Origin of the sequence: Geobacillus kaustophilus, assembly GCF_000948285.1 — a bacterium.
Taxonomy (GTDB): domain Bacteria; phylum Bacillota; class Bacilli; order Bacillales; family Anoxybacillaceae; genus Geobacillus; species Geobacillus thermoleovorans_A.
This window is the reverse complement of the sequence record NZ_JYBP01000003.1, coordinates 3489816-3512190: the sequence shown is the minus strand read 5'-3', so window position 1 is coordinate 3512190 and position 22375 is coordinate 3489816. Positions and strand designations below refer to the sequence as shown.

Below are 22375 nucleotides of genomic sequence, written 5' to 3'. Positions count from 1 at the left end.
ACTGCTTCTTGAATTTGCTTCTCTGCAGTCTTGCGCCGAGGAACCCCACTTCTTTGAACCTGCTCGCAGACGCAGGCACAGGCGCAAAGCAACTACGTTGAAACAGCTTCTCTGCAGTCTTGCGCCGAGGAATTCGGCTTCTCCGAATCCACTTGTAGACGCAGACGCCAAACATTTGAGAGAACGTGACTCGTTCCCTCAAAACTGAACGAAACGAAAGCGCGTTGTGCGTTGAATAACGACCCGTGTCTAGCTCCAGCGCCTGGCTCTCTTCTGCCAAATAACCTTCCCCCTCGGGGTGCAAGCACCCCTCTCGGTGAAGAACATTTGGCTTCGAGAGCCGATCGCGGCGCTTCCGCTTTTCGTCCTTAGAAAGGAGGTGATCCAGCCGCACCTTCCGGTACGGCTACCTTGTTACGACTTCACCCCAATCACTTGCCCCACCTTCGGCGGCTGGCTCCCGAAACGGGTTGCCTCACCGACTTCGGGTGTTGCAAGCTCTCGTGGTGTGACGGGCGGTGTGTACAAGGCCCGGGAACGTATTCACCGCGGCATGCTGATCCGCGATTACTAGCGATTCCGGCTTCATGCAGGCGAGTTGCAGCCTGCAATCCGAACTGAGAGCGGCTTTTTGGGATTCGCTCCCCCTCGCGGGTTCGCAGCCCTTTGTACCGCCCATTGTAGCACGTGTGTAGCCCAGGTCATAAGGGGCATGATGATTTGACGTCATCCCCACCTTCCTCCGACTTGTCGCCGGCAGTCCCTCTAGAGTGCCCAACCGAATGCTGGCAACTAGAGGCGAGGGTTGCGCTCGTTGCGGGACTTAACCCAACATCTCACGACACGAGCTGACGACAACCATGCACCACCTGTCACCCTGTCCCCCCGAAGGGGGAACGCCCAATCTCTTGGGTTGTCAGGGGATGTCAAGACCTGGTAAGGTTCTTCGCGTTGCTTCGAATTAAACCACATGCTCCACCGCTTGTGCGGGCCCCCGTCAATTCCTTTGAGTTTCAGCCTTGCGGCCGTACTCCCCAGGCGGAGTGCTTATCGCGTTAGCTGCAGCACTAAAGGGTGTGACCCCTCTAACACTTAGCACTCATCGTTTACGGCGTGGACTACCAGGGTATCTAATCCTGTTTGCTCCCCACGCTTTCGCGCCTCAGCGTCAGTTGCAGGCCAGAGAGCCGCCTTCGCCACTGGTGTTCCTCCACATCTCTACGCATTTCACCGCTACACGTGGAATTCCGCTCCCCTCTCCTGCACTCAAGTCCCCCAGTTTCCAATGACCCTCCACGGTTGAGCCGTGGGCTTTCACATCAGACTTAAGGAACCGCCTGCGCGCGCTTTACGCCCAATAATTCCGGACAACGCTCGCCCCCTACGTATTACCGCGGCTGCTGGCACGTAGTTAGCCGGGGCTTCCTCGTGAGGTACCGTCACCGCGCCGCCCTCTTCGAACGGCGCTCCTTCGTCCCTCACAACAGAGCTTTACGACCCGAAGGCCTTCTTCGCTCACGCGGCGTCGCTCCGTCAGGCTTTCGCCCATTGCGGAAGATTCCCTACTGCTGCCTCCCGTAGGAGTCTGGGCCGTGTCTCAGTCCCAGTGTGGCCGGTCACCCTCTCAGGCCGGCTACGCATCGTCGCCTTGGTGAGCCGTTACCTCACCAACTAGCTAATGCGCCGCGGGCCCATCCGCAAGTGGCAGCTTGCGCCGCCTTTCAACCCAAGACCATGCGGTCTTCGGTGTTATCCGGTATTAGCTCCGGTTTCCCGGAGTTATCCCGGTCTTGCGGGCAGGTTGCCCACGTGTTACTCACCCGTCCGCCGCTGACCCAACCAGAGCAAGCTCCGATCCGGTCCGCTCGACTTGCATGTATTAGGCACGCCGCCAGCGTTCGTCCTGAGCCAGGATCAAACTCTCCAAAGAAAGTTGATTGCTTCCTGCATGATCGAGCTTCGGCTCGCCGCCGCTCGGGGTCAAATAACCTTCGCCTTCGCGATTACAAACCCCTGCAGGCGAAGAACATTTGCCCGTCGCGGCGAAACGCTCGCCTCCGCTTTTCTATTGCGCTTCGTTTCGTTCAGTTTTCAAGGAACGAGACCTCTTCTTGAACTTGCCTCGTTGCAGTCTTGCGTCGAGGAATCCAGCTTCTCTGAGTTCACTTACAGACGCAGACGCAAGGTCGCTGCTTCAATTTGCTTCTCTGCAATCCCACCGAGGAACCTCACGTCTTCAAATTCCCTTGCAAGCGGCAGACACAAACATAAAGCAACAGTGGAGCCTATCGGGATCGAACCGATGACCTCCTGCTTGCAAAGCAGGCGCTCTCCCAGCTGAGCTAAGGCCCCATATGTCGTCGGCTATCGGGAAGACAGGATTTGAACCTGCGACCCCATGGTCCCAAACCATGTGCTCTGCCAAGCTGAGCTACTTCCCGCCAACGCGCTCGAGAGGATTCGAACCCCTAACCTTCTGATCCGTAGTCAGATGCTCTATCCAATTGAGCTACGAGCGCACAAGTGCCGAGGGCCGGACTCGAACCGGCACGGTAGTTACCTACCCCAGGATTTTAAGTCCTGTGCGTCTGCCAATTCCGCCACCCCGGCTAAATGGGCAAAGAAATGGAGCGGAAGACGGGACTCGAACCCGCGACCCCCACCTTGGCAAGGTGGTGTTCTACCGCTGAACTACTTCCGCTCGAACCAACATGCGGGTGAAGGGACTCGAACCCCCACGCCCGTAAAGGGCACTAGACCCTGAATCTAGCGCGTCTGCCAATTCCGCCACACCCGCGAATCAATTGTGGTGAGCCATGGAGGACTCGAACCTCCGACCCTCTGATTAAAAGTCAGATGCTCTACCTACTGAGCTAATGGCTCATAGTTTAAGTATACACTCACAACCTACGATGTCCCTTCCTCTGCCAGCCCATTCAAGGAAGTCGTATGCGTCGGGACAACTCGAAGCGAACTCGAAGATGTATCGCTCGTTACTGAGCTAATGGCTCATGATTAGACAATACCCCAAGCGAACGATGTTCCTTCCTCTACTAGCTGATTCGAGGATGATAGGTGCGTTGAGGCAACTCGGGGCGAGTTCGAGGATGCAATCCTCGTTACCAAACTAATGGTTCATAATAAAACAATGGTGGAGGATGACGGGATCGAACCGCCGACCCCTTGCTTGTAAGGCAAGTGCTCTCCCAGCTGAGCTAATCCTCCACGGGATTGCCTAGCGACGACCTACTCTTGCAGGGGCGCTGGCCCCAACTACCATCGGCGCTGGAGGGCTTAACTTCCGTGTTCGGGATGGGAACGGGTGTTTCCCCTCCGCTATCATCACTAGACAATCAACAGACAAGTTATATTATAATTAACTTTATTTATTTGTCAATAGGGCCTTGTTTTTGAATTAGTGATGTCATTTCAACGTGCTATCATAATATAACACGTTGGGAGTGGTTTGTCAACTCGACTTCCTGTGTTTGTTTTTCAACAAAATATTTTTACTTAAAAAGCCCCCTGCTGCTTGTCTTTGCAGGGAGCGATCAAATTTATTTATGACGCATTTGCGGGAAAAGCAGCACGTCGCGGATCGACGGCGAGTTCGTCAGCAGCATGACCAGACGGTCGACGCCGATTCCAAGCCCGCCTGTTGGCGGCATGCCGTACTCGAGCGCTTCAAGGAAGTCTTCGTCCATTTCATGTGCTTCATCATTTCCTTGTTCACGCTCTTTCAGCTGCGCCTCGAAGCGTTGGCGCTGATCGATCGGATCATTCAATTCGGTAAAGGCGTTGGCATGTTCTCTCCCGACGATAAACAGCTCAAATCGGTCGGTAAAACGCGGGTCGTCCGAATTTTTCTTGGCCAACGGTGAAATTTCAACCGGATGACCATAAATGAACGTCGGCTGAATGAGGTGAGACTCGACTTTTTGTTCAAAAAATTCGTTGACAATATGACCAAACGTCATATGTGGAGCAACTTCCACTCCATGTTCTTTCGCCAGCTCCCGCGCCTCTTCGTCGCTCATCTGCCGCCAGAAGTCGACGCCGACATATTCCTTGATCGCATCGACCATATGGAGGCGCCGCCACTCGGGCGTTAAGTCGACGACATGCTCGCCGTATTGAATTTTCGTCGTTCCGAGCACTTCATTGGCAATGTGGGCGATCAAGTTTTCCGTTAGTTCCATGATGTCGCGGAAATCGGCGTACGCCTCGTACAATTCGAGCATCGTAAACTCCGGATTATGGCGGGTGGAAATGCCTTCGTTCCGGAAAACGCGGCCGATTTCATACACTTTTTCCAAACCGCCGACGATGAGCCGTTTTAAATGGAGCTCGATGGCGATTCGCATATAAAGGGTCATATCCAATGCGTTATGATGCGTAATGAACGGGCGCGCCGCAGCGCCGCCAGCAACGGCGTGCATCATCGGCGTTTCAACTTCCAAATAGCCATGGCTGTCGAGATACCGCCGCATCGATTGGATGATTAAACTGCGGGTGATGAACGTCTTTTTGCTCTCCGGATTCATAATTAAATCGAGATAACGCTGGCGGTAGCGTTGCTCGATGTCTTTCAACCCATGGTATTTTTCCGGCAGCGGACGCAGCGCTTTCGTCAAAAATTCGTACGACGACACTTTGATGGAAAGTTCACCGACTTTTGTTTTAAACATTGTGCCGCGCACGCCGACGATATCGCCAATGTCAGAGATTTTAAACAGTTCGTACTGCTGTTCCCCAACATCGTCTTGGCGGACGTAAATTTGAATCTGCCCGGTGACATCCTGGATATGGGCGAACCCGGCTTTTCCTTTGCCGCGCTTTGTCATGATGCGGCCGGCGACGGCGACTTCAATTTGCTTTTCTTCAAGTTCCTCTTTCGACAAATCACCGTACAGTTCGAACAGTTCTTGCGCTTTATGAGTGCGCTCGAACCGTTTGCCAAACGGGTCGACACCCAATTCCTCAATTTTTTTCAGCTTTCCCCTGCGGACGCGCAGTTGGTCGTTCAATTCTTCATGACTCATACCTCATTCACTCCATTTAGCGATTTTTTACGAAAAATACTGCCAGCGCTCGCTGGCAGTCCTCGGCTGCATGAACGTCGTCTCCGTTGTTTAAACGGCTTCGGCGTTCGCCGCTGCTTGGATTTCCGCTTCCTCCGCCACGTGAAGCAACAGTGCGGCCAGTTCGTCCCGCGTTTCACATTCATTGATGGCGTTGCGGATTTTCGCTGCGCCGCGAATGCCTTTTAAATACCAAGCAGCGTGTTTACGCATTTCTTTGACAGCGATATACTCGCCTTTTAAGGCAATTAATCGGTCTAAATGCAGCAGGCAGACATCGATTTTCTCCCTCGGCGTCGGTTCCGGGATGAGCTCTCCAGTTTCTAAATAATGGACAGTGCGATAGATCATCCAAGGGTTTCCAAGCGCCGCCCGTCCGATCATGACGCCGTCGACCCCTGTTTCTTCAAGCATCCGCTTTGCATCTTGCGGCGTTTTGACATCCCCGTTGCCGATAACCGGGATGTTGACGGCTTCTTTCACTTGCTTGATGATGTTCCAGTCCGCTTTTCCTTCATACATTTGCACCCTTGTCCGTCCGTGGACGGCGACGGCCTTCCCGCCGGCGCGCTCAACGGCTTGAGCGTTTTCGACGGCGTAAATGTGCTTTTCATCCCAACCGATCCGCATTTTCACCGTGACCGGTTTTTCAACGGCATCGACGATCGCGGCAACGACATCGTAAATTTTATTCGGGTCAAGCAGCCATTTCGCTCCAGCATCGCAATTCGTAATTTTCGGCACGGGGCAACCCATGTTGATGTCGATGATATCTGCATTCGTATTTTTATCGACAAATTTCGCCGCTTTGACGAGCGTTTCTTTCTCGCCGCCGAAAATTTGCAAGCTGATCGGCTTTTCCCGTTCATCAATATATAACATGTTTAACGTCTTTTCATTGTTGTATACGATTCCTTTGTCGCTTACCATCTCGGCGCATACAAGCCCGGCGCCGAATTCTTTGACGGTCAGGCGGAACGCCGAGTTGCATACGCCTGCCATCGGAGCGAGCACGACGCGGTTTTTAATTTCGACATCGCCAATGCGAAACATCGCAGATGCCTCCTTTCTACTTGTTCGATTCGAGTTTCGGCGGCGCCAGTTCTTCCACCGATATATTCAGCCGTTCGGCGATTTGTCCAACGAGCGAATCGGACGGCATCCGGTTCCCCCGTTCGATTTCACCAAGGATCGATACGGAAATGCCTAGTTCTTTCGCCAATCTTTCTTGCGTATATCCTTTCAGCTTTCGAAAAGCGCGAATACGTCTTCCCCATCTTTCCGCTTCCATACATGAACTCCTTTTTTGTCAGGTAGTCGGCCAATGATGTCGATTAACGGCTCGGAAAGGTTCGGTATTGCCACGCGGGAGTTGACTTCCAACAACGGGATGAGCACGAACGCCCGCTCCGCCATGCGCGGGTGCGGGATCGTCAGCTGCTCTGTTTCAATATTTTCATGATTATACAGCAAAATGTCAAGGTCTAACGTCCGCGGCCCCCAGCGAATTTCCCGTTTTCTTCCAAATCGCTGTTCAATTTGTTGGGTTGCGTCAAGCAAGGCAAACGGCGACAACGACGTCGCCACCTCGATCACCATGTTTAAAAACTTGCCTTGGTCGACATAGCCGACCGGATCGGTTTCATAAATCGATGAGCTCGATGTGATAAAAATTTCCTGATGATGATGGAGCGCTTCAATCGCAGAACGCAAATAGGAAACACGATCTCCGAGGTTGGAGCCTAAAGCGAGATATGCGATGTTTTCCATTTAACGCCCCCTATCAATTTCGACCGCGACATGTTGATAATGGCCGCGAATCGGTGGATTCGGCTTCGTCACTTTGACAATGCAACGCTGAACGGCAGGAAAGGCCGAGAGCAAATCAGCGGCAATCGTTTCAGCGACCGCCTCGATCAAGGCGAACGTCCGCTCCTCAACGATCGCCCGGCAGCGTTCGTACACATCGGCGTAGTTGACGGTGTACTCAAGACAATCGCTCCGCCCGGCGGGCTGCAAGTCGAGCTCCAACGTCACATCGACCAAAAATCGCTGGCCGAGAATGTTTTCTTCGCGAAACACCCCGTGGTAGCCGTAAAACTCCATGCCTTGCACATAAATTTTATCGATGACCGCTCTCTCCCTTCCCAAGCATAGCATCCATCATTTTGGCCATGCGGGCAATCGGCAATACATCATGGACTCGGACGATGTGCACCCCTTTCATGATGCCGAGACAAACGGTCGCTCCTGTTCCTTCGACCCGCTCCTCAACAGGCACGCCGAGCACATGGCCGATAAATCGTTTGCGCGACGTGCCAAGCAAAAGCGGATAGCCGAGAGCGGCAAATTCATCAAGGCGCCGCATCACCTCCAAGTTATGCTCGACCGTCTTGGCGAAGCCGATCCCTGGATCTAAAATAATGCTCTCATCTTTCACACCCGCTTCTTTGACAATGCGAATGCTTTCTTTCAAATCGGCGATCATGTCGGAAATCAAATCGCGATAGGCCATATCGCGGCGGTTGTGCATTAAAATGATCGGCGCGTCGTAGGCGGCGGCGACGCGGGCCATATCAGGGTCCGCCTTGGCTCCCCAAACGTCGTTGATAATGTGCGCCCCGGCTTCCATGGCTTGCCGCGCCACTTCCGCTTTGTACGTGTCAATGGAGATCGGCACACTCACCGCCTTAGCAATCGCTTTTACCGCCGGAATGACACGGCGCAATTCTTCATCAAGCGGCACTGGATCCGCCCCCGGACGAGTTGATTCACCGCCGATGTCAATGATGTCTGCTCCTTCCGCCACGAGCCGCTTCGCGTGCTTGACCGCGTTTTCCACGTCGTAAAACCGGCCGCCGTCGGAAAACGAATCGGGCGTGACGTTGACAATGCCCATGATCAACGTTTTTTTGTTTAAGTCAAGCTTATGCCCGCGGCATTGAAGTCGAAGAGGGCGCATCGATGTTGTCATCAGCCGTTCATCCTTTCTGCCAATTCGTTCCTCGTCCATAACCGATGGGTCGAGCGTTGGTAATGATGCTGCAAGGCCCGGACCACCGGACCATCTTTTCCTTGGTAAACGCAATGGCCAATGCGGAAAAGTGGTACAATTTCCTGCACAGAGTTGGTGATAAATGCTTCATCAGCCTGCAACAAATGGGACAGCGGATATACCCCTTCTTCAACTGGGATGCGCAACTGCTTGAGCAAAGCGATGATGAATTGTCTTGTGATGCCGTTTAATATGCCGACAGTCGGCGCTGGCGTGTAGACGATGCCGTCTTTCACCCAAAAAATATTGGAAACGATCCCCTCCGCTACCGCACCATCTGAATTCAAAAAAATTCCTTCCGCATGAGGTCGATGTCCGAGCTCCCATTTCCCAATCATATTGTTTAAATAATGGTGCGACTTTAGTCGCTCATTGCCTTCCGGGCTGTTTCGCCTTGCCGCGAGCACCACCCCTTCTTTTCCTTCCGGAGGGACGGGCGGCGGAAGCGGCTTCATATAGACGATGACGGTCGGGTTTCGGTAACGTTCGATCGGCAAGCCAAGATCGCCGACCCCGGCCGATACGTTGAAGCGCACATAAGCGTCGCGCAAGCCATTGGCCTCGAGCAACTGCTCGATGATCGCCACCGCTTCGGCGCGGCCGAACTGCCTTTCGATGTGAAGCTCAGACAGTCCTTTGTTCAATCGGGCCAAATGATCGTCAAGCAAAAAAGGGTGGCCGCTATACGTGCGGAATGTTTCAAATAAGCCGAGCCCATATAAAAAGCCGTGATCAAACGCTGATAACTGCGCTTCTTCGCGCGGAACGACCGCGCCGTTGATATACACGTACATAACTGTCACGCCTTTTTATACGTGTCGATAAAGTTTTTCAACAGCTGCATCCCATGGCTTGTCATAATCGATTCCGGGTGAAACTGCACGCCTTCCACCGGCAGCGTTTTATGGCGAATCGCCATCACTTCATCCTCTTCCGTCCAAGCCGACACGACGAAACAGTCCGGAAGCGTCTCTTTCTCGACGATAAGGGAATGGTAGCGCGTTGCCGTAAACGGGTTCGGCACGCCGCGGAAAATCGTCTCCCCATCATGATAGACGGACGATGTTTTCCCGTGCATCAGCCTTGGAGCGCGGACAACGCGGCCGCCGAACGCCTGGGCGATGGCTTGATGCCCGAGGCAGACGCCGAAAATCGGAATTTGGCCGGCAAAGCGATCGATGACTTCCAGGCTGACCCCTGCCTCATTCGGTGTGCACGGACCGGGGGAAATCATAATAAAATCGGGGCGGAGTCGTTCGATTTCAGCCACCGTAATTTCATCATTCCGTTTGACAATCAGCTCTTCTCCCAACACGCCCAAATACTGCACTAAATTGTACGTAAATGAATCGTAGTTATCAATCATGACGATCATCATTCTCACCTCATGCTCGAAAATAATGCCTCTGCTTCGCTCAGCTCTTTCGCTTTCCAAAGGGCAGCCGCTTTCTTTAAACATTCCTTGTACTCATGCTCTGGGGTGGAATCGATGACGATGCCCGCTCCTGCCTGTACATGCGCCAATCCGTCTTTGACGATCATCGTTCGGATGGCGATGTTTAGCTCCATGTTTCCTTGAAAATCGATCCAACCGATCGAGCCCGTGTACAAGCCGCGGCGGACCGGTTCCAACTCTTCAATAATTTCCATTGTTCGCACTTTCGGGGCGCCGGTGATCGTCCCGCCGGGAAACATGGCGCGAATGACAGAAAACGCATCGTGCTCCGTCGTCATGGTGCCGGATACGTGAGAAACGATATGCATCACATGAGAATACTTTTCGACGGTCATCCATTCGTCAACTCGAACCGTCCCGTATGCACAGACGCGCCCAAGGTCATTCCGTTCAAGATCAACGAGCATGGCGTGCTCGGCCCGCTCCTTTTCACTCGCAAGCAACTTGCGAGCAATTTGTTCATCCTCTGCCGCCGTCCGACCGCGCGAACGTGTGCCGGCAATCGGCCGCGTCTCAAGACGCCATCCCCGCTTGCGGACGAGCAGCTCCGGCGAGCCGCTGACGACTTGAAATTCTGGGGTATGCAAATACGCCATATAAGGTGACGGATTAAGGGTCCGCAGCTGTTTGTAGACCGCAAATGGATGCGTCACCAGCGGCTGCGACTGACGCACCGATAAGTTGACTTGAAACACATCGCCCGCCGCAATATAGCGTTGCACGCGGCGAACCGCATCCATAAACCTCTCTTTTGTCATTGAAACAGACGGCGCAGCTGTCGAGGCAGCAAGCGGCCAGGCCAGCGCTTCGTTCCGATCCTCGAGCCACATCCGTGCATGCCGCGCAAGCCGCCGGTTTGCTTCGCTTTCCTCCCCTTCATTCGCGTAGGCAAGCAAATGAAGCTGTTCAGTTTGGTGATCATAAATCGCTACGTCGTCAAAGAGGAAAAAATACATGAGCGGCAGCCGCAAATCATCTTGGGCAAGCACCGGGAGCCGTTCTATATAGCGAACGGCATCATAGCTAATGAAACCGATCAGCCCACCTTGGCAAGGCAACGACTCCCCCTCATCCGGCACGGCCAAACACCGAAGCCATTGCCGGAGCCCTTCGAGCGGAGAGCCATCGAGCACCGTTTCAACCCCGCGCTGCTTGATGACGAGCCGCCGCTCGTCAGCGCGGATCACTCCGATCGGGTCAAGGCCGATAATGCTGTACCTTCCTCCTTGGCCGCTCTCAAGCAACACATGATGAGGCCGGCTATAGGCCAGTTGTTCGTACTGGCGGAACCAATCCCGTCCGCGATAATCGATGGTTCGTTTCAGTCGCCTGCGCCGCTGTTCCATCCTCGTCAGCTCCTTACGATGTCCATAGTTACTTTTATTGTACAATGATTGTCCGTCTCGGTCACCATCCTCGTAAAAAAATTCGACAGGGCTTCCCCTGCCGAAAAAGTCTGCTTAGTCTTCAAATTGGTAAAGAGGCGTGCTCAAATACCGTTCGCCGTTGCTCGGGATGATGGCGAGCACTTTTTTCCCTTTGCCGAGCTCTTTCGCCACTTTCAATGCCGCATGAATCGCAGCGCCGGACGAAATGCCGCCGAGAATGCCTTCCTCGCGAGCCGCGCGGCGGGCCGCCGCAAATGCTTCTTCCGTCGTTACCGTAATAACTCCATCGTAAATGCTCGTATCCAAAATATCTGGAACAAAGCCAGCGCCGATCCCTTGGATTTTGTGCGGACCCGGTTTTCCTCCCGACAAGACCGGCGAATCGGCCGGCTCAACGGCGTAAATTTTAATGTTCGGATATGCTTCACGCAATACTTTGCCTGCTCCGGTGATCGTTCCGCCCGTGCCGACGCCGGCAACAAACGCATCAAGCTGGTCTCCCATTTGCTCCACGATCTCTTTCCCGGTCGTCAAGCGATGGATTTCCGGGTTCGCCTCGTTTTTAAATTGTTGCGGCATAAAGTAGCCGTGCTCGCGGACGAGCTCTTCCGCCTTTGCGATTGCTCCGCGCATCCCTTGTGCACCCGGTGTGAGCACAAGCTCGGCTCCATACGCCCGCAGCAGGTTGCGGCGCTCCAAGCTCATCGTATCCGGCATGACTAGCACCGCTTTATACCCTTTCGCCGCCGCCACCATCGCCAGACCGATCCCGGTGTTGCCGCTTGTCGGCTCGACGATTGTATCGCCCGGCTTCAGCTTGCCCGCTTTTTCCGCCGCTTCAATCATCGCCAACGCGATCCGGTCTTTGACGCTGCTGCCCGGGTTCATAAATTCCAGTTTCAAATACACATCCGCGCTGTCCTCATCTACGATGCGGTTCAGTTTCACAGCCGGCGTATCACCGATCAATTCGGTTATCGAGTTGACTGTGCGTGCCATTGTTCCACCTCTAATCCCCATTATTTTTATCGACTTTGTATCCAATGTATCAACTATTGGCGTAATTGTCAATCATTTTACTGTTTTCATTCTTTTTTTGCCAGTTGTCTCAACTGTTCCAGTTCGGCTTTGTCGAACTGGTACGTTTCATTGCAAAAATGGCACGAAGCTTCCGCCTGCCCTTCTTTGTCGATGATGTCTTGGATTTCCTCGGGCCCTAGGCTGATAAGAGCATCAGCGATTCGCTCGCGCGAACAGCGACAGACGAATGACACCGGCATCGTTTCCAACACGCGCACACCGCCGTCGCCCAACAACTGCTCGAGCATTTGCTCCGGTCCGAGTCCGCTTTCAATCATGCGCGATACAGGCGGAATTTGTTTCAGCCGCTCTTCAATGCGAATGATCGTGTTCTCCTCCGTCCCGGGCATCAGCTGGATGATAAATCCTCCTGCGGCTCGGATGGTATGGTCGGGATTGACGAGCACCCCGACGCCAACCGATGACGGAATTTGTTCGGACGAAGCAAAATAATACGTAAAATCATCGCCGAGCTCCCCGGAGATAAGCGGCACTTGTCCGGTGAAAAAGTCGCGCAGCCCAAGATCCTTCACAACCGTCAACATCCCATTTTTGCCGACCGCCCGTGCCACATCAAGTTTCCTGTGCTCGTTCAGCTCAAAATGCACATGCGGATTCGTTACATAGCCACGCACTTCCCCTCTGGCGTTGCTGTCGACCAAAATGACGCCGATCGGGCCGCCGCCGTCAATTTTAATCGTCAACGTTTCCTCGCCTTTCAGCATCGCTCCCATCATGACACCGGCGGTCAACGCTCGACCAAGGGCCGCTGAGGCGGTCGGCCACGTTTGGTGGCGGCGTTGCGCCTCGGCGACAGTTTCCGTCGTTCTTGCGGCATACGCTCTCACTTGTCCATTGTAAGCGAGTGCTTTGACTAAGTAGTCTCCCATCGTCATCAAACCCTTCATCCTTTTTTCTCGGTGTTTTTCTCATACAACAGTTTTAAGCCGGTCAGCGTCAAAAATGGATCAACGACATCAATGACGTCGGATTCGCTGGCAATAAGCGGCGCGAGACCGCCGGTGGCAATCACCTTCGGCAGAACTTTGCTTTTCGCCTTCATTCGCGACACGATGCCTTCCACTTGTCCGACATAGCCGTACAAAATGCCGGCTTGCATGGCGCTGACCGTATTTTTGCCGATGATATCATCCGGGCGGGCGATTTCAATGCGCGGCAATTTCGCCGCTCGCGCAAACAGAGCCTCCGTCGAGATCATAATTCCCGGGGCAATGGCCCCTCCCATATATTGTTTATGTTCATTAATATAACAATACGTCGTCGCCGTGCCAAAATCGACGATAATCAGCGGACTGCCGTACAAGTGGATGCCGGCGACCGCGTTGACAATCCGGTCGGCGCCCACCTCGCGCGGATTGTCATATTTGATGTCGAGCCCGGTTTTAATGCCGGGACCGACGATGAGCGGTTTGATATGGAAATATTTTAGACACATGCGTTCAAGAGCAAACATAATCGGCGGCACGACCGAGGAAATGATAATGCCTCGAATGTCGGAAAACTGCAAGCCGACATGGTTCAAGAGCGCTTTGATCATCATGCCGTATTCGTCTTCCGTTTTCCCCCTGCTTGTTTCAATGCGCCAATGATGTTTCAGTTCGTCCCCGTCATACACCCCTAACACCGTGTTTGTATTGCCGACGTCCAATACAAAAATCATCGCTTCATTCCTCGCTTTTCCTCGATAAATTCCCATTCTTTATCATATCATACTTACGGGGAAAAAACTGTCCTTCTTTCCCTGGGCCGCCGGCAAAAAAAAGATGCCTCCGAACAGAGACATCGATTACTCTTCTTTCTTTTGAATGTTAATTTTCACGTCGCCTTTATCTTTATCAGCCCCGTTGTTTCCGTTGCGGTCCGGCGGCAACGTGCCATGTTCGAACAAATGTTTAATTTGCTCCGCATCGAGCGTCTCGACTTCTAACAGCGTGTTGGCGATCAAATCCAATTTGTCCCGATGCTGGGTTAAAATTTGTTTCGCTTTTTCATAACACTCTTTAATGATGCGCTGAATCTCTAAGTCAATTTCATAGGCGATTTTATCGCTGTAGTTTTGCTCGTTGTGTAAGTCACGTCCTAAAAACACTTGACCAGTCGGCTGGCCGAATTGCAGGGGACCAAGCTTTTCGCTCATGCCGAACTCTGTCACCATCCGGCGCGCGATGTTTGTCGCCCGCTGAAAATCGTTATGGGCCCCTGTACTCACTTCATTGAACACGATTTCCTCGGCAACGCGCCCGCCGAGCAGTCCGGTGATTTTATCCATCAGTTCGGCTTTCGTCATAAAGTAGCGGTCTTCTTTCGGCAGCATGACTGCATAGCCTCCGGCTTGGCCGCGCGGCACAATCGTCACTTTATGCACCATTTCCGCGTCGGCAAGCACCATGCCGATGACCGTATGCCCAGCTTCGTGAAAGGCGACGATGCGCCGTTCTTTTTCCGAAATGACGCGGCTTTTTTTCGCCGGTCCCGCAATCACCCGGTCCGTCGCCTCGTCGATGTCGCTCATATCAATTTTCTTTTTGTTGCGGCGCGCTGCAACGAGCGCCGCCTCATTCAGCAAGTTTTCCAAGTCGGCGCCGGAAAATCCAGGCGTCCGCATCGCGATCGTCTTCAAGTCAACCGATTCATCGAGCGGCTTGTTGCGGGCATGCACGCGCAGCACCGCTTCGCGCCCTTTGACGTCCGGGCGGTCGACGGTAATCTGCCGGTCGAAGCGACCCGGGCGCAACAGCGCCGGGTCTAAAATGTCCGGCCGGTTGGTGGCCGCGATAATAATGATCCCTTCGTTGCCGTTAAAGCCGTCCATTTCGACAAGCAGTTGGTTGAGCGTCTGCTCACGCTCGTCATGGCCGCCGCCAAGGCCGGCGCCGCGCTGGCGGCCGACGGCGTCGATCTCATCAATGAAGATGATGCACGGGGCATTTTTTTTCGCCGTCTCAAATAAATCGCGCACCCGCGATGCCCCGACCCCGACGAACATTTCCACGAAATCCGACCCGCTGATCGAGAAAAACGGCACGCCCGCTTCTCCGGCAACCGCGCGCGCCAACAACGTTTTCCCGGTTCCGGGCGGCCCAACGAGCAATACCCCTTTCGGAATGCGGGCGCCAAGTTCCGCAAACTTGCGCGGATCTTTTAAAAATTCGACGATTTCCACCAACTCTTCCTTTTCCTCATCTGCCCCAGCCACATCGCGGAAGCGGACTTTCCGCTTGTCATCCGTATACAACCGCGCCCGGCTTTTGCCGAAATTCATCACCCGGCTGCCGCCGCCCTGTGCCTGGTTCAAAAGGAAGAAGAACAAAATAAAAATAATAACAAATGGAATGATGGAAGTGAAAAACGTCACCCATCCGCTCGTTTCGTCCGCTGGCACGACTTCCACCCGCGTCCGCGCCGCCGCCGCATCGATGCGGTCAAGCACTTTGTCGCTGTTCATGACGTAGGTGGAAAAGTACTGCCCTTCGCTATATGTTTTCAACTGGCCTTTGATTTCATATACGCCGCGCTCCGGCTTAATGGAAAACGACTTGACATCCCCGTTTTCCAGATGAGTGATGAACGCATCGTACGTCATCGGCTCGGTCCGCTGGTTCGTGCCGTTAAAAAAGCTGACGACGCCGATCACGACGAGGAAAATCAGCAAATAAAAGATGGTATTGCGGAAAATCCGGTTCATTTCTTGCCTCCTCCCATATGAAACACACTATATTCAATACTATCATAGAAATTTGTTTCAATACAAACAATTCGGCCGTCGCCCAGCAACTGTTCTACTTTTGGTACACTTCCGGCTTTAAGACGCCGATAAACGGGAGGTTGCGGTATTTTTCCGCGTAATCGAGCCCGTAGCCGACGACGAATTCATCCGGGACGGTAAATCCGGTGTAATCGGCTTGAATGTCCGCCTTCCGTCCAGACGGCTTGTCAAGAAGCGTGACGATTTTGATCGAATTCGCCTTCCGGTAGCGAAACAAATCGACCAAATAGCTGAGCGTCAACCCGCTGTCAATAATATCCTCAATGATCAAAATATCCCGTCCTTCGACGGATGTGTTCAAGTCTTTGACGATTTTCACTTCGCCGGATGAAACGGTTGCATTGCCATAGCTTGATACGTCCATAAAATCCATTTCCAAATATGTATCAATATGTTTGAGCAAGTCGGCCATAAACGGCATCGCCCCTTTGAGGACGCCGACAGCGAGCGGAAAACGGCCTTCATATTCTTTCGTTAACAAACCTCCGAGTTCTTTGACTTTTGCCTGAATTTCCTCTTCAGTGATCAACACTTTTTGAATATCGTCTTTCATCCCCATCTTTTTTCCTCCTAGCTGTTCATCGCCTGATAGTGCAGCAAAATATAGCGGGCTTGCCCACGGTTTTGCGCTTCCAAAGCCGATTTTTTCAAGCCAGGCACCCAAAGGATGCGGCCGTCGGCATCTTCGACAATCGGCCAGCGATCCCTTTCCATCCGCGGAATTTTTGCTTCAATGAAAATTTCTTTCAATTTTTTCGTGCCTCCCGTCCCCTTAAGCACCATCCGGTCGCCGCGCCGACGCGTCCGCACGCGAAGCGGCAAGGAGACAGAAGCAGGATCCACGACGAACCAATCATTCCCGGCCTGCTTTCTTGGATAGTGTTCCCCAAATTCACTGATGATTGCATAGCCGTTTGGGAGGGGCAATAGCGCCGGAACCGGCAGTTCAAACCAATAGCCTTTCTCGCCGCTTTCTGCGCCAAAAGTAAACAAACAGCGGTCGTACGAGCGAATCACTTTGAGCCCTTTTGGCAAATCAATCATTCCGGAAGGGCGGCCGCGCTCACAAAGCATCAGTATATGGCCGATATGTACGGAAGTCAATGTCGGCGGAACGCCGCCATAAAGACGGAGAAGCAACAGCTGCAGCACCCGGCGCTGCAGCGGTCGCGGCAACGCCAAAAATGGTCCGATGGAAAGCGCCGCATCGCGATGTTGTTTTTCCATTACTTTATTCAGCGCGTCCGCGGCTAATTCCTCCAAAAATTGCTCATCTTCCGCCATCATTTCGCTGTATTGCTGAAACCGCTCGTGCAGGCGCGGATTTTCCTGCCTGAGCAGCGGGACAATATGATGGCGGAACCGGTTGCGCGTATAATCGACTTTTTCATTGCTCGGATCGCGGCGTGGAGACAGCCCCATCTGACGGCAATACGCTTCAATCTCCGCCCGGCTGACAGCCAAAAACGGACGGATGAGATAGCCGCCGTGAAACGGCCGTTTGACGGGAATACCAGCGTATCCTTTGCTTGTGCTGCCGCGCACAAGCCGCATTAAAATCGTCTCGATTTGATCGTCGCCATGATGGCCTACGGCGACGTACCCCGCTTGATGCTTTTCCATCAGTTCGGCAAAAAAGCGGTAGCGGCAGATCCGCGCCGCCTCTTGGGCGCCGAGATCTGCGCTGCGCTGAAAGGCCGGGACGTCGATTTGCGCAGTCTCACATAAAATACGGCGCTCCACGCAAAAACGTTTCACAAACTCCATCTCTTCTTCTGACTCCCGCCCACGAAACATGTGGTCAACATGGGCCGCTATGACCTGAAGCTTCCATTCGTCGCGCAGCGACAAAAAAACGTGCAGCAACGCAAGCGAATCCGGGCCTCCGGAGACGCCAACGATGACGGCCGCTCCTTCTGAAAGCAGTTGATGCCTGTGGATAAAGGCGCGCACTTTGTCGATCATCCGAGCCAACCTCTTTGCGTTTCTTTCAGCTTCATCGTAACACGTCCGCCCTGTTTTCTCAAAAAAATTACATCGCCAGCTGCCAATATATATAAAAAGCATAGGCGCCCAGCAATGCGGCGGCGATGACCACCGTTTCGACAATCCCTCTCGCCTGGCGGCGCCGTTTCACCTGCCGCCCCGACCGACGGCTTGGCACTGCCTTTCTTTCGTTTTTCGCCGATGTATGGCGGGAAGAGGCGGCCAATAAGTCGCGACGCATATCGGCCGCCTTTCGATATCGGCCGTCAAGCGCCTTTTGCAACACCTCCTTGTATCGGGTTAAAAAGCGGTCCGTTTCGATGATGGACAACAGTTGCGCCCGACCGTCCCCCTTTTTCTCAATCGGCCCCGGGCAGCAAGAAGAAATCATCACCATCGCCGCCGCAAACAAGTCGTAAGATGGCTCCGCTTTGCGCGATCCAAGCCCCCAATAGCCGCGGTCATACAGCTCAGTAAACTCTTTTACCGCCCTTCCTTGCAGCGTCGTCCCGCCCACATCAAGCAACCGAACCGACGGCGGCGACCCGGTAACAATCAAATTATCCGGCTTTAAATCCCCAAATACCCATCCTTCTTGATGAAGCCGATCAAGCACCGACAACAGCTGCATCACGAGCACGGGCGCCCACTCTTTTCCCCGGCGGCGGATGAAAGCAGCGAAATTCTCCCCTTCAATATACTCCATCACATAAAACGGGATCGTCTCCCGCGCAAACGGGCTTTGCCAGTCATCGGCTTCCAGCAAAGAAGGCCCGAGGGCGGCTCCCTGGACCTTAGCAAAACGGCGCAATATATTCATTTCCGATGTCAATGACGCATAGTCATCGCTCAACTTGACGGCGACGCGAGTCCGGCCGTTCTCCGCCAAATAGACAACGCCGTTCGCCCCGTTGCCAAGCCGCCGCAGCAGCCGGTAGGAATGGCCGTGCCATTTCCCAGTGATGACCGTACCAGGCGGCAAATTACAAAGACGATTCTTCGATGTATGGCTCATCGCCATCGCCGATCCAGCTCCTTAACGACCGTTTACGCTCAAAATAGGCGATTGCCTCGCCGAGCGCCGGTCCGGTCGGCGTCAGCCCGCCCGACGCCAATTTCGAAAAGATGGTGGACAACTCTTCAATCCTTGGCGTCCAGTCGATCATTTTTTCGGCGTGCGTCCGTTTTCCCGGGAAGATGAACACCGAAAAGCGGTTTTCGCCCATGCGCGCATTTAAGCTGAGCGATAAATCGATGAGCGCCTCTTTGACGGTCGGCAGTTTTGTTTTCATGCTCCCGCTCGTATCGATTAAAATGAGCACATCAAGGGCAACCGTTTCCCCGAGTTCATCGACAACTTCCATCACTTGGCCGCGCTTGTCCGGCGGCAAGTCCTCAAGCGAAACGTCAGAACCAAAGATTTGTTTCAACTCGCGATTGACGAGCCCTTGCAACGTCTGAGTCATCGCTTGGCGCGTCACCATTTGCACGGTTTGCGACAGCTGTTTCGCGTACACGACTTGGCTCATCCCGCCGCCAGCCGCGGCGATCGCTTCAATTTCCCGCCGTCCGTTTTCATCCATCGCGCCTTGGTCCAAGATGCCGATCACGTTCACCGTAATGCCTTGCTCGCGAGCCAGCGCTGCCATGGCGGCTGGGTCCTCACCATGGTTGGAGCAGCCATCGGTAATGAGCAAAATTTGCCGCAACGTTCCCTTTCGCACGTTCGTTCCCTCCTTGGCGAATGTATTACCATCATCGCCGTAGGGGAACGTTTTTATACGCTAGCTATTGCGCCTTTTTCATATACATGTATGTCGGAATCGTCGCCCATTTCGGCGTATTGTGCCGCACTTTGGCGACAACGACGGTCATATCGTCTTCAATCTCGCCGCCGCATTGGCGGATCACTTCCTCCATGATCAAATCGGCGACTTCCTGCGGGTCGTTCGTCTTTAATTCTTGAATTTTCCGCTTCATCCAAACATCATGGTTTTCGACGTTCATCGGCCCTTCAAACACACCATCGCTCATCATAATGAGCAAGTCGCCCGATTTCAGCTGCTCGGTGACAACGTCAAATTCCACTTCTTTAATGATGCCCATCGGCAAGTTGCTCGCTTCCACTTTCATCACCTTGTCACCGCGCTTAATAAAGCTTGGCGTCGATCCGATTTTCAAAAACTTCGTCGCCGCGTTTTGCAAATCGATGATGGCCAAATCGAGCGTCGCATACATGTCTTCTGTCGTCCGCAATGCCAAAATCGAATTGATCGATTTGATGGCAATCGACTCGTCCATTCCCGTCTGCAAAATCTTTTGCAACAGGCGCAGCGTCTCGCGGCTTTCGTCATGCGCCCGCTCCCCATTGCCCATGCCATCGCTGATGGCAACGGCGTACTTGCCGGTGGCAAGTTCAATCGTTGCATAACTGTCGCCAGAAATGAACCCCCCTCCTTTGGCGGCAAACGCGACGCCCGTTTCGACGACGAACGCTTTCGTCGAGCCGAAGGCGACGCGGCAGTAGCCGTTCGGGTAGACGGCGCACTCTTCGCGCTTGACGACGATCGTCTCTCCTAAAATATCTGACAGCATCGGGGCGATCAGTTTTTCGCACTCACCCCGCCCTTCGCAGTAAGGAATGCTCATTTCAATATCGATATTTCCTTTTTCCAAACTGTAAATGTCGACATGGCCCACTTCGATGCCAAACTCTTGCAGCGCATGGTAAATTTGTTCCTCCTGCAAATAATGATTTTCCTGTTCTTTCTGCATTTCTTTGGCGAAATCGTCCATCACTTGCGAAACGCCCAACAGCTGTTCAGCGACAAGCTTCCGGCTTTCGTGGATTTGCCGTTTGAGCTTGCGGTTTGCTTGATAAGCAACCATCTCTTTTTCAATCGCGTCGACGACTTTGCCGGCCTTGACGCAATACCGCTCCCACTCGCGCAGCAACTGATGGTTTTGCGACAATGTTTTTTCGTCCGCCTCGCCCATCATTTGTTTCATATACACATAGGTTGTACGAAAGTTGTCCGCCCAGCATTGCGTCTTCTTAAAGCACGTTTGGCACGTTTTTTCCGTGATGTCGCTCAAAAAATAGTCGACTTCACGGTCGCTGTATTCATTGGCATCCGGAAGCGGTTCGGGCGAAAAGCTTTCCGCCAGCGCTTGAAAGACGTTGGAAAACTGCGAGACGCGTTGCACCGTCATATCACGGATTTTCCGGACGTATTGTTGTTGCTCATTTATATATTCTGCCGTGCCGGGAATGTATTTGGCGATTTTCTCCGTCAGCGAACGGGATGTACCAAAAAACAGCATAATGGCGATGCCGGATTCAAGCAACGTCGGCACAAGCTCACTCTTCCCTTCGCCGTATAAACCAAGCAGCAGCGTCGCGACGAGGAGGCCGAACGCCACCCCAAGTTTTTTCCCTTCCCTCAGCAACCCGCCAAGCAGCCCGGCGAAAGCAAGCAAGCTCATTTCCGACAAGTTGCCGACATTTGCCAAGCTCAGTACAAGCCCGGTGACAACGCCGACGGTGGAACCGGTCGCCGCCCCGGCGACAAACGCGAACAACAAAACGAGGTAGCGTGACATCACATGCTCAAGCGACAAACCGTACACAGCCCAGCCGATCATCCCGGTCAACATCGAGGCGAGCAAAATGATCAACGAAATGATCTCTTCCGCTCGCAACGCATGTTTATGCTTCTGCACTGTCAACAATGGGATGCTTTGCATAAAAATCAAGGTCAATACAAGCGACAACCCGGCTTCGACGACCGCCATGGCGGCGCCGTAGACCGACCGCTCTCCGAGCCAATAATAGGAGATCAGCCATTTGGCGGAAAGAGACAGCACAAACACAACAAATGGAACGATTTTCAGTGACTCACTGATCACCCTCCGCACCCATCCGTAAATAAAGAGAAAGCCAAAAATGGAAACGCCGACAAACAGCGCCACATCAAGCGACAGCGTCAAAGCACCGGCCAACAGCGAGATCAACGCAAAAGCGGCCTTGTCGCGGCGCAGCATATAGACCGAAACGAAAAATGGCAAAGCGAACGGGGTCAGCTTCGATAAAATCAACGCTCGTCCAAGCAAAAAGCCGACAAGAAGAAGCAAAAAGCCTTGATGGATGAACAGATGACCAAGGCGCAGCTTCACATGGCGCATCCAGCGCGACACCGTTGCTTGCGTGTCATGAATCGGCACTTCCGAAATGCTGCGGCGCACCGTCCCTCTTTCTACTCTTTCCATTCCCGATCCTCTCCTTTGCCTTTCTATTACCCCCTATTATATCGCTTGAATTGTCAAAAATTTGTCAAAACCACAGAGAAAAATAAAAAATCGTTCGACGCTTTCCACGGCAAAACGCGGTCAACAGGCTTGTTCCGACAGAAAGAGACAAAAAAGAAAAACGAGCATGTCGCTTGATGGCGCATGCTCGTTTGCGATGACCCGTACGGGATTCGAACCCGTGTTACCGCCGTGAAAGGGCGGTGTCTTAACCACTTGACCAACGGGCCATTT

General features: G+C 53.3%; 18 protein-coding genes, 9 tRNA genes and 2 rRNA genes. All 29 read right to left on the bottom strand.

Going from position 1 to position 22375, the window contains the following annotated elements; genetic code table 11:
* Positions 1 to 372: 372 nt before the first annotated feature.
* The 29 genes from LG52_RS18030 to LG52_RS17890 all read right to left on the bottom strand — a co-directional run bounded on the left by LG52_RS18030 (position 373) and on the right by LG52_RS17890 (position 22371).
* Positions 373 to 1930, bottom strand: a 16S ribosomal RNA gene (locus tag LG52_RS18030).
* Positions 1931 to 2279: 349 nt separating this feature from the next.
* Positions 2280 to 2352 (bottom strand) — tRNA-Ala (locus LG52_RS18025).
* Positions 2353 to 2367: 15 nt separating this feature from the next.
* Positions 2368 to 2441: transfer RNA gene (locus LG52_RS18020), tRNA-Pro, on the bottom strand.
* Positions 2442 to 2445: 4 nt separating this feature from the next.
* Positions 2446 to 2519, bottom strand: a tRNA-Arg gene (locus LG52_RS18015).
* Positions 2520 to 2524: 5 nt separating this feature from the next.
* Positions 2525 to 2610, bottom strand: a tRNA-Leu gene (locus tag LG52_RS18010).
* A gap of 16 nt (positions 2611 to 2626) precedes the next feature.
* Positions 2627 to 2701, bottom strand: a tRNA-Gly gene (locus LG52_RS18005).
* A gap of 11 nt (positions 2702 to 2712) precedes the next feature.
* Positions 2713 to 2797: transfer RNA gene (locus LG52_RS18000), tRNA-Leu, on the bottom strand.
* Positions 2798 to 2807: 10 nt separating this feature from the next.
* Positions 2808 to 2883 (bottom strand) — tRNA-Lys (locus tag LG52_RS17995).
* Positions 2884 to 3149: 266 nt separating this feature from the next.
* Positions 3150 to 3225: transfer RNA gene (locus LG52_RS17990), tRNA-Val, on the bottom strand.
* Positions 3226 to 3233: 8 nt separating this feature from the next.
* Positions 3234 to 3350, bottom strand: a 5S ribosomal RNA gene (gene rrf, locus LG52_RS17985).
* Between the two features lie 207 nt (positions 3351 to 3557).
* On the bottom strand, positions 3558 to 5042 hold the full coding sequence (gene lysS, locus LG52_RS17980; RefSeq protein WP_044732985.1) for a lysine--tRNA ligase: 1485 nt from the start codon (positions 5040 to 5042) through the stop codon (positions 3558 to 3560).
* 90 nt (positions 5043 to 5132) lie between these two features.
* Complete coding sequence (gene dusB, locus LG52_RS17975) at positions 5133 to 6134, bottom strand: tRNA dihydrouridine synthase DusB (protein ID WP_044732984.1); 1002 nt, start codon at positions 6132 to 6134, stop codon at positions 5133 to 5135.
* Positions 6135 to 6150: 16 nt separating this feature from the next.
* Positions 6151 to 6372 carry a helix-turn-helix domain-containing protein gene (locus LG52_RS17970; RefSeq protein WP_011229587.1) on the bottom strand — a complete coding sequence of 74 codons (222 nt, stop codon included), beginning with the start codon at positions 6370 to 6372 and terminating at the stop codon, positions 6151 to 6153.
* The gene (gene folK, locus LG52_RS17965) at positions 6324 to 6851 is read right to left on the bottom strand and encodes a 2-amino-4-hydroxy-6-hydroxymethyldihydropteridine diphosphokinase (RefSeq protein ID WP_044732983.1); all 528 of its coding nucleotides are present in this window, start codon (positions 6849 to 6851) and stop codon (positions 6324 to 6326) included. Before folK ends, LG52_RS17970 begins: the two co-directional genes overlap by 49 nt.
* Positions 6852 to 7241: a dihydroneopterin aldolase gene (gene folB / locus LG52_RS17960; RefSeq protein ID WP_082055776.1), complete on the bottom strand. Its 390-nt coding sequence runs from the start codon at positions 7239 to 7241 to the stop codon at positions 6852 to 6854.
* Positions 7204 to 8055, bottom strand: a complete 852-nt coding sequence (gene folP / locus LG52_RS17955; RefSeq protein ID WP_044732981.1) for a dihydropteroate synthase — start codon at positions 8053 to 8055, stop codon at positions 7204 to 7206. Before folP ends, folB begins: the two co-directional genes overlap by 38 nt.
* Positions 8055 to 8930: an aminodeoxychorismate lyase gene (pabC, locus tag LG52_RS17950; protein WP_044732980.1), complete on the bottom strand. Its 876-nt coding sequence runs from the start codon at positions 8928 to 8930 to the stop codon at positions 8055 to 8057. Before pabC ends, folP begins: the two co-directional genes overlap by 1 nt.
* Positions 8931 to 8935: 5 nt before the next feature.
* On the bottom strand, positions 8936 to 9511 hold the full coding sequence (pabA, locus tag LG52_RS17945; RefSeq protein WP_044732979.1) for an aminodeoxychorismate/anthranilate synthase component II: 576 nt from the start codon (positions 9509 to 9511) through the stop codon (positions 8936 to 8938).
* Positions 9512 to 9516: 5 nt separating this feature from the next.
* Positions 9517 to 10938 (bottom strand): aminodeoxychorismate synthase component I, encoded by a 1422-nt coding sequence (gene pabB, locus LG52_RS17940; RefSeq protein WP_044732978.1) that lies wholly within the window; start codon positions 10936 to 10938, stop codon positions 9517 to 9519.
* 114 nt (positions 10939 to 11052) lie between these two features.
* The gene (gene cysK / locus LG52_RS17935; protein WP_011229580.1) at positions 11053 to 11979 is read right to left on the bottom strand and encodes a cysteine synthase A; all 927 of its coding nucleotides are present in this window, start codon (positions 11977 to 11979) and stop codon (positions 11053 to 11055) included.
* An 86-nt stretch (positions 11980 to 12065) separates the two neighbouring features.
* Entirely contained in the window at positions 12066 to 12956 is an 891-nt protein-coding gene (hslO, locus tag LG52_RS17930; RefSeq protein WP_082055778.1) for an Hsp33 family molecular chaperone HslO, read from the bottom strand.
* 8 nt (positions 12957 to 12964) lie between these two features.
* Positions 12965 to 13741 carry a type III pantothenate kinase gene (locus LG52_RS17925; protein WP_044732977.1) on the bottom strand — a complete coding sequence of 259 codons (777 nt, stop codon included), beginning with the start codon at positions 13739 to 13741 and terminating at the stop codon, positions 12965 to 12967.
* Between the two features lie 126 nt (positions 13742 to 13867).
* The gene (gene ftsH / locus LG52_RS17920) at positions 13868 to 15766 is read right to left on the bottom strand and encodes an ATP-dependent zinc metalloprotease FtsH (protein WP_044732976.1); all 1899 of its coding nucleotides are present in this window, start codon (positions 15764 to 15766) and stop codon (positions 13868 to 13870) included.
* A gap of 94 nt (positions 15767 to 15860) precedes the next feature.
* Entirely contained in the window at positions 15861 to 16406 is a 546-nt protein-coding gene (hpt, locus tag LG52_RS17915) for a hypoxanthine phosphoribosyltransferase (RefSeq protein WP_012820458.1), read from the bottom strand.
* 11 nt (positions 16407 to 16417) lie between these two features.
* Complete coding sequence (tilS, locus tag LG52_RS17910) at positions 16418 to 17812, bottom strand: tRNA lysidine(34) synthetase TilS (RefSeq protein ID WP_044732975.1); 1395 nt, start codon at positions 17810 to 17812, stop codon at positions 16418 to 16420.
* Between the two features lie 67 nt (positions 17813 to 17879).
* The gene (locus LG52_RS17905) at positions 17880 to 18854 is read right to left on the bottom strand and encodes a serine/threonine protein kinase (protein ID WP_044732974.1); all 975 of its coding nucleotides are present in this window, start codon (positions 18852 to 18854) and stop codon (positions 17880 to 17882) included.
* Positions 18817 to 19557, bottom strand: coding sequence for a VWA domain-containing protein (locus LG52_RS17900; RefSeq protein WP_044732973.1), 741 nt, complete (start codon positions 19555 to 19557; stop codon positions 18817 to 18819). The genes LG52_RS17905 and LG52_RS17900 overlap by 38 nt, the downstream gene beginning before the upstream one ends.
* Positions 19558 to 19621: 64 nt before the next feature.
* The gene (gene spoIIE, locus LG52_RS17895; RefSeq protein WP_044732972.1) at positions 19622 to 22102 is read right to left on the bottom strand and encodes a stage II sporulation protein E; all 2481 of its coding nucleotides are present in this window, start codon (positions 22100 to 22102) and stop codon (positions 19622 to 19624) included.
* A 197-nt stretch (positions 22103 to 22299) separates the two neighbouring features.
* Positions 22300 to 22371: transfer RNA gene (locus LG52_RS17890), tRNA-Glu, on the bottom strand.
* Positions 22372 to 22375 lie beyond the last annotated feature (4 nt).